13 protein-coding genes are annotated in these 9,764 nt (G+C 68.0%); 6 read left to right on the top strand and 7 right to left on the bottom strand.

Features of this window, described 5'->3' with window-relative positions; all coding sequences use genetic code 11:
• The first annotated feature begins 16 nt into the window (after positions 1-16).
• The 3 genes from OH686_RS10030 to darH are packed head-to-tail and all read left to right on the top strand — an operon-like array spanning position 17 to position 2,582.
• Positions 17-1,168 (top strand): beta-ketoacyl-ACP synthase III, encoded by a 1,152-nt coding sequence (locus tag OH686_RS10030; protein WP_289538226.1) that lies wholly within the window; start codon positions 17-19, stop codon positions 1,166-1,168.
• Positions 1,165-1,572 carry a DarG family dialkylresorcinol biosynthesis protein gene (locus tag OH686_RS10025; protein ID WP_192314667.1) on the top strand — a complete coding sequence of 136 codons (408 nt, stop codon included), beginning with the start codon at positions 1,165-1,167 and terminating at the stop codon, positions 1,570-1,572. The genes OH686_RS10030 and OH686_RS10025 overlap by 4 nt, the downstream gene beginning before the upstream one ends.
• Positions 1,569-2,582, top strand: coding sequence for a BtrH-related acyltransferase DarH (gene darH / locus OH686_RS10020; RefSeq protein ID WP_289538222.1), 1,014 nt, complete (start codon positions 1,569-1,571; stop codon positions 2,580-2,582). Before OH686_RS10025 ends, darH begins: the two co-directional genes overlap by 4 nt.
• Before the next feature lie 163 nt (positions 2,583-2,745).
• Here the strand turns inward: darH and OH686_RS10015 are convergent, their stop codons facing one another.
• Genes OH686_RS10015 through OH686_RS09990 form a run of 6 tightly spaced genes read right to left on the bottom strand, consistent with a single transcriptional unit; the run spans position 2,746 to position 7,116 of the window.
• Entirely contained in the window at positions 2,746-3,300 is a 555-nt protein-coding gene (locus OH686_RS10015; RefSeq protein WP_289538221.1) for a hypothetical protein, read from the bottom strand.
• Positions 3,297-4,406: a beta-ketoacyl synthase N-terminal-like domain-containing protein gene (locus OH686_RS10010; protein WP_289538220.1), complete on the bottom strand. Its 1,110-nt coding sequence runs from the start codon at positions 4,404-4,406 to the stop codon at positions 3,297-3,299. The genes OH686_RS10015 and OH686_RS10010 overlap by 4 nt, the downstream gene beginning before the upstream one ends.
• A complete protein-coding gene (locus tag OH686_RS10005; protein WP_289538218.1) occupies positions 4,403-4,666 on the bottom strand; it encodes an acyl carrier protein in 264 nt (87 codons plus the stop codon). Before OH686_RS10005 ends, OH686_RS10010 begins: the two co-directional genes overlap by 4 nt.
• Complete coding sequence (locus OH686_RS10000) at positions 4,651-5,835, bottom strand: ABC transporter permease (RefSeq protein ID WP_289538216.1); 1,185 nt, start codon at positions 5,833-5,835, stop codon at positions 4,651-4,653. The genes OH686_RS10005 and OH686_RS10000 overlap by 16 nt, the downstream gene beginning before the upstream one ends.
• Positions 5,832-6,716, bottom strand: coding sequence for an ABC transporter ATP-binding protein (locus OH686_RS09995; protein WP_289538214.1), 885 nt, complete (start codon positions 6,714-6,716; stop codon positions 5,832-5,834). Before OH686_RS09995 ends, OH686_RS10000 begins: the two co-directional genes overlap by 4 nt.
• The gene (locus tag OH686_RS09990; protein WP_289538212.1) at positions 6,709-7,116 is read right to left on the bottom strand and encodes a hotdog family protein; all 408 of its coding nucleotides are present in this window, start codon (positions 7,114-7,116) and stop codon (positions 6,709-6,711) included. The genes OH686_RS09995 and OH686_RS09990 overlap by 8 nt, the downstream gene beginning before the upstream one ends.
• Before the next feature lie 82 nt (positions 7,117-7,198).
• Between OH686_RS09990 and OH686_RS09985 the strand changes: the two genes are divergently transcribed.
• Positions 7,199-7,753, top strand: a complete 555-nt coding sequence (locus tag OH686_RS09985; protein WP_289538210.1) for a methyltransferase family protein — start codon at positions 7,199-7,201, stop codon at positions 7,751-7,753.
• 66 nt (positions 7,754-7,819) lie between these two features.
• Here OH686_RS09985 and OH686_RS09980 read toward each other — a convergent pair whose 3' ends face one another.
• Positions 7,820-8,251 (bottom strand): hypothetical protein, encoded by a 432-nt coding sequence (locus OH686_RS09980; RefSeq protein ID WP_289538208.1) that lies wholly within the window; start codon positions 8,249-8,251, stop codon positions 7,820-7,822.
• A 91-nt stretch (positions 8,252-8,342) separates the two neighbouring features.
• On the opposite strand from OH686_RS09980, the gene pip reads away from it, so the two are divergent.
• Both pip and dtd read left to right on the top strand, forming a co-directional pair.
• Entirely contained in the window at positions 8,343-9,314 is a 972-nt protein-coding gene (gene pip / locus OH686_RS09975) for a prolyl aminopeptidase (protein WP_289538206.1), read from the top strand.
• Positions 9,311-9,748 carry a D-aminoacyl-tRNA deacylase gene (dtd, locus tag OH686_RS09970; RefSeq protein ID WP_289538204.1) on the top strand — a complete coding sequence of 146 codons (438 nt, stop codon included), beginning with the start codon at positions 9,311-9,313 and terminating at the stop codon, positions 9,746-9,748. Before pip ends, dtd begins: the two co-directional genes overlap by 4 nt.
• Positions 9,749-9,764 lie beyond the last annotated feature (16 nt).

The raw sequence follows: 9,764 nt of genomic DNA, 5'->3' as shown, positions 1-9,764 counted from the left end.
ACCCGAGGAATTCAACGTGGCCAATCCCGTCTTCATCAACCGCATCAGCGCCTACCTGCCGTTCGACCCGGTCGACAACGAGCAGATGGAGGAGCGCCTCGGCCTGGTCGGCGGTCAGCCGTCGCGGGCGCGGCGCCTGGTGCTCAAGCGCAATGGCATCCAGAGCCGCCACTACGTGATCGACCCGGCCAGCGGCCTGGCGGCCATGAGCAACGCGCAGATCAGCGCCGCGGCCATCCGCAACCTGCAGGCGCCCGGCTTCGATCTGAATGAGCTGGACTGCCTGGTGGCCAGCACCTCGTCGCCGGACCAGACCATGCCTGGCCACGCGGTGATGGTGCATGGCGAGCTGGGCAGCCCGCCCGGCGAGGTGGTGACCACCGCCGGCATCTGTCTGTGTGGCATGACGGCGCTGAAGTACGCCTGGCTCAGCGTCGCCAGCGGTGAGAGTCGCAACGCCGTGGCCTGCGGCTCGGAGGTGGCCTCCACGCTGATGCAGGCGCGCAACTTCGACGCCGAGTACGAGCGCCGCGCCGCCGAACTGGAGACCCATCCGGAGATCGCCTTCGAGAAGGACTTCCTGCGCTGGATGCTCTCCGACGGTGCCGGCGCCGTGTGGCTGCAGGGCCAGCCCAACGCCCGCGGCCTGAGCCTGCGCATCGACTGGATCGACATCCTCTCCTTCGCCGACCAGATGCCGCCGTGCATGTACGCCGGGGCCGAAATGACGGACGGCGGCCTGGCCGGCTGGAGCCGCTTCGACGCCGACGAGCGCAACCGCCGCTCGGTGATGGCGATCAAGCAGGACGTCAAGCTGCTCAACGACAACATCGTCAAATACACGGTGGTCGAGGCGCTCAAGCGCATCCTGCACAAGCGCGACCTGCGCGTCGCCGATATCGACCACTTCCTGCCGCACTATTCCTCCGAGTTCTTCCGCGAGCCGCTGGCGGTGGGCCTGGCCGAGGCCGATCTGCCGATTCCCATGGAGCGCTGGTTCACCAACCTGACCAGCAAGGGCAATACCGGCGCCGCCTCGATCTTCATCATCCTCGAGGAGCTGTTCAACGGCGGCCGCCTGCGCAGTGGCGAGCGCCTGCTCTGCTACGTACCCGAAAGCGGGCGTTTCTCCAGCGCATTCATGCATTTGACGGTGGTTGGCCAATGAAGCTTGACGAGGTTCCCCAGGATCACAGCTCCACCTACGGCGGCCATAGCAAGCTGGTCTACGCCGTGGATGCCGAGGGTCACTACCAGCGCGCGCAGAGCGATGGCTGGGACACCGAGGCCTACGCCACCCAGCTGGCCGTGGCCGAGCTGGAGGCCCAGGAAGCCGAGGCCGAGGCGGCCTGGCAACGTGGCGAGCTGTCGCCGCTGAAATGCCTGATGTACCGCTACCGCCTGGACGAGCCGGCCCTGGCGCAGATCACCGGGCTGTTCCAGTGGCGCATCCGCCGCCACTTCCGCCCGGCCATCTACCGGCGCCTGAGCGCCGCCATCCTCGCCCGTTACGCCGAAGCCTTCGGCCTGCCGGTGGAACAACTGATCGGCTACCAGAAGGCCCCGGCATGAGCAGCTTCGAACCGCATTTCCAGCACCGCCAGAGCGCCCACTGCGAGAGCGGGGTAATGGCCAGCCTGCTGACCCACGCCGGCCTACCGATGAGCGAGCCGATGGCCTTCGGCCTGGCCTCGGGCCTGGCCTTCGCCTACCTGCCGATCGTCAAGCTCAGCGGCATGCCGCTGATTGCCTATCGCATGCCGCCCAAGCACCTGATCAAGACCCTGAGCAAGCGCCTCGGCGCACGCCTCAACAGCCGCACCTTCGGCAACCCCGAGCAGGGCCGCCGCGAGCTGGATGCGCTGCTCGACCAGGGCCGCCTGGCCGGTCTGCAGAGCTCGGTGTTCTGGCTGCCGTACTTCCCGCCGGAGATGCGCTTCCACTTCAACGCGCACAACCTGCTGGTCTACGGCCGTGACGGCGACGAGTACCTGATCAGCGACCCTGTGTTCGAGGAGCCGGTGCGCTGCGCCAGCGCCGACCTGCAGAAGGCGCGCTTCGCCAAGGGCGCGCTGGCGGCCAAGGGCCTGATGTACTGGCTGGACGACGTGCCGCAGCAGCAGGACTGGGAGAAGCTGATCCGCCAGGCCGTGCTCGGCACCACGCGCATCCTCGATGGCATGCCGCTGCCGTGGATCGGCATCCGCGGCATCCAGCACCTGGCCAAGCAGGTCGAGAACCTCGATCCGGCGCAGACCAAGTACAACCGCCTGTACCTGACCCACATCGTGCGCATGCAGGAAGAGATTGGCACCGGTGGCGCCGGCTTCCGCTTCATGTACGCCAGCTTCCTGCAGGAGGCCGGCGAGAAGATCGGTGCGGCCGAGTTGGGCGAGGCCTCGGCACGCCTGACCGCCATCGGCGATGACTGGCGCCAGTTCGCCTCGGCCTGCGTGCGCGCCAGTCGCAGCAAGGGCGAGGCGCCGGATTTCCGTCCGATTGCCGAGATGCTGCGCGGCATCGCCGGCCAGGAACGGGCGCTGATGAAGGAACTGGGCGCCTGGAGCAAGCGCAAGGGCTGAGGCCACTGTGGGGGGGGGGCGCCTTATCGATCCACCTGCGGGACTGGTGGTGGATGAGCGGAGCGTCATCCACCCTACGCGCTGAGGCTACGGCCGTTCGGTAGGAGCGAGCTCTGCTCGCGAATGACCTCGCGCGAGTCGGGTTCGCGAGCAGAGCTCGCTCCTACAGATTCAGCTGACGAACCTCGATCACCGCCGTCAGCGCGGCGAAGTCCGCCGCCGCGGTCTCTGCGCCACTCTCCAACAGCACTGCCTGCACCCGGAAATCCCCCAGGTCCTCGACCACTACCAGCAGCGCCTGGCTGACCAGGCCATCGGCCAGGTCCAGTGCGGCCAGCCGCTGTAGCTGCGACCACACCCGTGGCCCGGCGCCGACGAACAGGTTCGGCCCTTCCAGCCCCAGTTGCTGGGCGACATGGAAGCCGGCGGCATTGCTCACGCTGTTGACGAACTCGAAGGGCTTGGGCTGTCGCTGCTGCACGCACACGGCGTCGAGCAGCGCGCCCATGGTCGGCCGCGCCGGGTGGCGCGAGGCCAGGTACAGGCCGCAGTTGCTGCGTACCTGCTCCTTGAGCAGCGCGGCGCCGAGCAGGGCCTGGAAGATCAGGCGGTCGATGCGTCGCGGCGGGCTGGCCAGGTACTTGCTCAGCGCGGCCTTCAGCGCCTTGTCGTCGAGCTCGGCGCTGCCGTGGATTTCGCTGGCGGCAATAACCTTCATGACTGTTCTCCCACCACGCAGCCCTGCAGCACCAGGCTGGCGTTGTTGCCGCCGAAGCCGAAGAAGTTGGCCAGCAGCAGGACGTCGGGGGCGATCACCATCGGCTCGCTGGGCAACGGCAGCAGCGCCGCGTCGGCATAATCCAGCGCCGGCAGCGGGCCCTGGCGCAGGGCGGCGAGTAGCAACAGGGTCTCGCTCAGGCCGCAGGCGCCGAGGGTGTGGCCGAGCCAGGGCTTGAGCACGGCCAGCGGCGGCATCGTTTCCGGATAGAGCAGGCGCATGCCGGCGCTCTCGGCGAGGTCGTTGGCGCCGGTGGCGGTGCCGTGCAGCTTGGCCAGGCCGATCTGCCCGGCTTCGACTCCGGCGATGTTCAGCGCGCGCTGCATCACCCAGTCGATATGGCTGCCATCCTCGCGGGTGGTGGTCAGGCTGCTGGTGTCGCAGGCGCTGAAACCGCCGAGCAGCTTCGCCAGTGGCGCGGGGCCGGGTTCGAGACCGAGCAGGGTGGCGCAGTAGCATTCGCCGAGCACCAGGCCATCGCGTTCGGGATGGAAGGGCCGGTACGCGCCGCTGGGGCTGGTCAGGTCGAGGGCGCCGAAGCCCTGCTGGGCGATTGCGCTGGGCGTCTCGAAGGCCAGCACCAGTACCTGCTTGTATGCGCCGCTGGCGAGCAGGCGTGCACCGTACAGCAGGCCATTGGCGGCGCTGGTGCAGGCGGTGTTGAGGGTGAAGGCCTCGGCGAAGCCATGGCGCTGGCGCAGCCGCTCGGCCATCAGGTCCAGCGGCGTGGAGTGTTCGAAGCGGAAGCCGCCGTCGGCCGCCACTTGGGTTTCCAGCTCGGTGATGTCCAGCGCGGTGCTGGCGACGATCAAAAGGCAGTCATCGGCCGCTGCGTCGCCTAGGGTTTCGCTCAGCAGGCGATCCAGGCGCGCATCCAGCACCTCGTCAGTGGCGACAGCGAAGTAGGGCCGCGGCTGCTGCAGTTCGTGCAGCTGAAAGGGCGTCGGCTGCGGCCGGCGATCGGCCAGCAGGTTGCTCGCCGCATCGCTCAGTTCGGCGCCGAGGGCGCTGTTCAGGGCGCCGCGTTGCAGGTAGACCGGGGTCATTTCTGGCTGCGGATGAAGGCGGCGATATCGGCGATGCTGGCGAGGATCTTGCGGCCGTCCTTGGCGCCCTCGATGCGCACGCCGTAGTGCTGCTGCAGGGCCAGCGACACCTGCAGGGCGTCCAGGCTGTCCATCTGCACGCGGCTGTTGGCGCCGAACAGCGGCTCATCGTCGGCGATGCTCTGCCAGTCGATGTCGTCTTCCTTGTCGCACTCACGAATCAGCAGTTGCTTGAGTTGTTGTTCTAGTCGTTCGTCCATTGCGTTTGCTGCACTCGTCTGCGGAACAGAAGCCAGCCGCCGCCGCCCAGCAGGGCAGCCATCAGCAGCAGGCGGAAACAGTAGGGGGCGATGTCGGCGAGCGAACCCTGGCCCACCAGCAGGGTGAGGAAGGCGTCCAGCGCCCAGCTCATCGGCGAGACTTCGGCCAGCTGGCCCATGGCCGCCGGCATCACGCTCTTCGGCACCATGATGCCGCCCAGTGAGGCGAGGATGATATTGATCCCGCCGCCTAGCAACAACGCCTGCTCGGCGCTGCGCGCCAGGGCGGCCAGCAGCAGGCCGAGGCCGCAGGTGGCCAGGCTCAGGCTGATGGCGAGCAGGGCGTAGGCCGCCGGGCTGCCAGGCAGGCTCAGGCCCTGCAGGCCGAGCAGCGGCAGACCGTGCACGCCGATGCTCAGCAGCAGGGCGAACTGCACCAGGTTGATGGCGAAGTAGGGCAGCAGCTTGCTCAGTGCCAGCGTCACCAGACTCAGGTCGAGGGCGCGGAAGCGCAGGAGGGCGCCGCTCTGCTGTTCTCGCTGGAAGCCGCCGGCCATCGGCAGGGCGACGAAGAACATGCCGAAGATCAGCCAGGCCGGCACGCTCAGCTGGCTGGCATTGGCGCGGCCGCTGAGGTCGCCGCTGGCGAGCAGTTCGTGTTCCTCGATCTGGCTCTGCGTGCGCTGCTGTACCAGGGCCAGGCGCTCGGTCAGCGGCAGGTTAGCGTCCAGGTCGCCGCTGTCTTCGAGGAAGGCGAGCAGGCGGGTTTGCGCCAGGGCGATGCGTACGGCGCCGCGCAGGTGCTGGCGCGACAGCTTGTCCAGCTGCGGCGGGAAACTCAGGGCCAGGCCCTGGCGCTGATCATCCAGGAGGCTCTCGCTGAAGTCGGCGGGCAGGCTGATCCTGGCGCTGCGCGCATCGCCCTGCGCCAGCAGCTCGCTGCCCGGCAGCTGTGCTTCAAGGGCAGCGCGGAACACCTGCTCATAGCTGCCATTGGGCTCGGCCTGTAGCACCACACGCAGGGCCGGCGGCTTGTCCTGCAGGTAGTTGGACATGGCGCCGGCCATCAGCACCAGGAACAGGGTCGGCATGATGAACAGCACGGCCAGCGCGTGGGGGTCGCGCAGCATCAGCAGGAATTCCTTGCGCGCCAGGGCCCGCAGTCTCATAGGCGCCCTCCGTTGAGGCGCAGGTAGAGCTGCTCCAGCGAGGGCCGGCCGAAGCGCAGCAGGTGCGGCAGCTCGGGGCGCTCGGCGAGGAAGCGGGTGATCTCCAGCAGCTGCGGGCCGTCCAGGGCCGGGATGCGCAGGCCGCCCGGCAGCGCCTCCATGCTCAGGTGCAGTTTGTCCAACAGCTCACGCAGGCCGGCGGGTTCCTCGCCCTGCCATTCCAGCAGCAGACCGTGGCTGTCGCCGAGCAGCTGGCGGCTGTCCAGGTCCAGGCGCACGCGGCCTTCGTGCAGCAGGACGATGCGCTGGGCCACGCGCTCGATTTCATCGAGGTAGTGGCTGGTATAGATCACCCCGTGGCCTTCACTGGTCAGGCGCTCGACGGCGCCCAGCAGCAGCTGGCGACTGGCGGCGTCGACACCGACCGTGGCCTCGTCGAACAGGTACAGGCGCGCCGGTTGCAGCAGGCCGATGGCGAAGTTCAGGCGGCGCTGCTCGCCGCCGGACAGGCGTGCGGCACGGCGCTGCAGTTTGTCTTCCAGATTGGTGCTGGCGATGCAAAGCTCCAGGCGGCGGGCGCGCTCGGCGCCACGCAGGCGGTAGAGATCGGCGAATAGCTCGAGGTTCTCGCGCACCTTGAGTTCGGCATAGAAGGCCAGCTGCTGCGGCACCAGGCCGAGGCTGCGCTCGCCGTCCCAGCGGATCTCGCCCTGCTGCAGCGGCAGCACGCCGGCCAGCAGCGAGAGCAGGGTGGTCTTGCCGGCACCGTTGCTGCCGAGCAGGCCCAGACACTGGCCAGCCTGCATCTGCAGGTCGATGCCCTGCAGGGCCGGGGTGTCGGCGCCGGGATAGCGGTGGACGATATTGTTCAGTTCAAGCACGGACCAGTACCAGCAGGAGCTTGCCGTCCAGCAGCAGGCGCTGCTCGGCGTGGATGCTGAAGGCGTAGAGGGCGCCGGCCGGGCTCAGCGCTTCTTGGATGGCGGCGACATGCAGCGCGCCCTCGCGGTGTTGCGGCTCGAAGTGCAGCTGCAACTGGGACAGCTTGCCCACCAGGGCCATGTCGATGGCGCTATCCTCGCCATATAGGGCACCATGCGCGGCGCACAGCTGGGCGGCGGCCTCGAACAGCAGGCAGGGCGAGGCGTCGTGGCCCAGGGCGTCCAGGTGATGCCAGGCGGACAGCCCCTCGATGCGGCCGGCGTCGTGGCCGAGCAGGGCATCCAGCCACAGGGCTTGGCCCTGGTGTGGCAGCAGGCTGTGTAGTTGGGTGCGGTCCATTGCGTACGCCGGAGCTGAAGAGGCCGGCAGTGTATCAGAGGCCCGAACGGGGCTGGCGAAGCGGCAGACGGAGGAGAAAGGGATGGTGTGGCTGCAGGTGGCGGGATTTGCGCTGGGCTCACTGGTGTTGCTGGGCATCTCCTGGCGCGCGCTGAAGAACACCCGTTCCCACGGCTTCTACCGCTTCCTCGCCTGGGAGGCGATGCTCGGTTTGCTGGTGCTCAACGCGCCGGTCTGGTTCGAGGACCGCTATGCGCTGCACCAGAAGGTGTCTTGGGTGCTGCTGTTCGCCTCGCTGAGCGTGCTGTTCTGCGGCATCTACCAGCTGCGCCGTGACGGCAAGCCCAGCGAGCAACGCCAGGACGATGAGCTCTACGCCTTCGAGCGCACCTCGCAGCTGGTCACCGGCGGCATCTATCGCTTTATCCGCCACCCGCTGTTCTGCTCGCTGCTGCTGCTGACCTGGGGTATCGCCTGGAAGGACCTGCATGCCCTGACTCTGGCTCTGGCCGTGGTGGCCAGCGTGCTGCTGTACCTGGCGGCGCGGCGCGACGAGGCGGAGTGCCTGGCCTATTTCGGCGAGGACTACCGCGCCTACATGGGCCGCAGCCGGATGTTTATCCCCTACCTGTTCTAGCAGGCGTAGGGCGGGTGAAACCCGCGTTGGTCCTATGCGGAAACGCGGGTTTCACCCGCCCTACGACTACTCCCAGTTCAGCCGCGCCAGCTTCCACTCGCCGTCCTCCAGCCACCATTCCAGCTTGACGCTGTAGTGCCGGGCGCTGTCCGGGATCAGACCCTCGGCGCCGGTCATGGCCACCTCGGCGCGGGTGTGGCCCTTCTCGCTGTAGGTCGGATCGACTTCGCTGCTGGTGCCGATGGCGATCACCCGCACCTGCTTGTGGCGCAGGAACAGCAGGGCCATGGTGCGCCGCGCCCACTCGCGGTCGTACTGCTGCTGGGCGCTGAACTGCGGGTGCAACTGGTCCAGCACCTCGTCGTTGCGCTTGGCCTCGATATTGTCCTGCAACTGCTGGACGGCAGCCTCCAGCGCGGCCTGCGGATCGCTTGGCGCGCAGCCGGTGAGCAGGGAGCCGATCAGTAGAAAAGCGGGGATTAATCGCGCTGCAGTCATGTTCAAGGTCCTTTTCATGGTTATGATGCCCGGCACGGCTGACCGTCGGCAGACGGTCCAAGGACCTTACGCACAGACTCGGGAGTGCGCCATGCAGACTTTGTATCCGGAGATCAAACCCTACGCCCGTCATGAGCTGGCGGTGGAGGAACCGCACGTTCTCTACGTGGACGAGAGCGGCTCTCCGGACGGCCTGCCGGTGGTGTTCGTCCACGGCGGCCCGGGCGCCGGCTGTGACGCGGCCAGCCGCCGCTACTTCGATCCCAACCTGTACCGCATCGTCACTTTCGATCAGCGCGGCTGCGGTCGCTCCACGCCCCACGCCAGCCTGGAGGGCAACGACACCTGGAGCCTGGTGGCGGACATGGAGCGCATCCGCGAGCACCTGGGCATCGACAAGTGGGTGCTGTTCGGCGGCTCCTGGGGTTCGACCCTGTCGCTGGCCTATGCCCAGACCCATCCCGATCGGGTGCATGCGCTGATCCTGCGCGGCATCTTCCTCTGCCGGCCCCAGGAGTTCGACTGGTTCTACCAGGAGGGCGCCAGCCGCCTGTTCCCCGACTACTGGGAAGACTACCTGGCGCCGATCCCGGCCGAGGAGCGCGGCGACCTGATGCAGGCCTTCTACAAGCGCCTCACCGGCCCGGACCAGATCGCCCAGATGCATGCGGCCAAGGCCTGGTCGTGCTGGGAGGGCCGCACCGCCACCCTGCGCCCCAATCCGCAGGTGGTCGACCGCTTCACCGAGCCGCACCGGGCCCTGTCGATCGCCCGCATCGAGTGCCACTACTTCGTCAACAAGGCCTTCCTTGAGGAAGACCAGCTGCTGCGTGACATGCCGAAGATCGCCCACCTGCCGGGCGTGATCGTGCATGGCCGCTATGACGTAATCTGCCCGCTGGACAACGCCTGGGCGCTGCACCAGGCCTGGCCGAACAGCGAGCTGCAGATCATCCGCGACGCCGGCCACGCCGCCGCCGAGCTGGGCATCACCGATGCGCTGGTGCGCGCCGCCGACCAGATGGCCCGGCGCCTGCTCGACCTGCCCCTGGAAGACGCGTGAAGCTATTGATCCAGCGGGTGCGTGGCGCCCGCGTCGAAGTCGAGGGCGAGATAGTCGGCGCCATCGACCAGGGCCTGCTGGCGCTGGTCGGCATCGAGCCGCAGGACAATCCCGCCAGCATCGCCAAGGGCCTGCAGCGCATGCTGGCCTACCGGGTTTTCAGCGATGCCGAGGGCAAGATGAACCTGTCGCTCAAGGACGTGAACGGTGGCCTGCTGCTGGTCTCGCAGTTCACCCTGGCCGCCGACACCAGGAGCGGCCTGCGTCCGAGCTTTTCCACCGCCGCGCCGCCGGCCCAGGGCCTGGCCCTGTTCGAGCAGCTTGTCGAAATGGCGCGTCAGCAGCACCCACAGGTGGCCACCGGCCGCTTCGGCGCCGACATGCAGGTGCATCTGGTTAACGACGGGCCGGTGACCTTTCTCCTCGAGATCTGAGTGCGGTAGAAGGCGT

It is taken from the genome of Pseudomonas sp. SO81, from assembly GCF_030374125.1.
Lineage (GTDB): Bacteria > Pseudomonadota > Gammaproteobacteria > Pseudomonadales > Pseudomonadaceae > Aquipseudomonas.
This window is presented reverse-complemented; position numbering and strand designations above follow the sequence as displayed.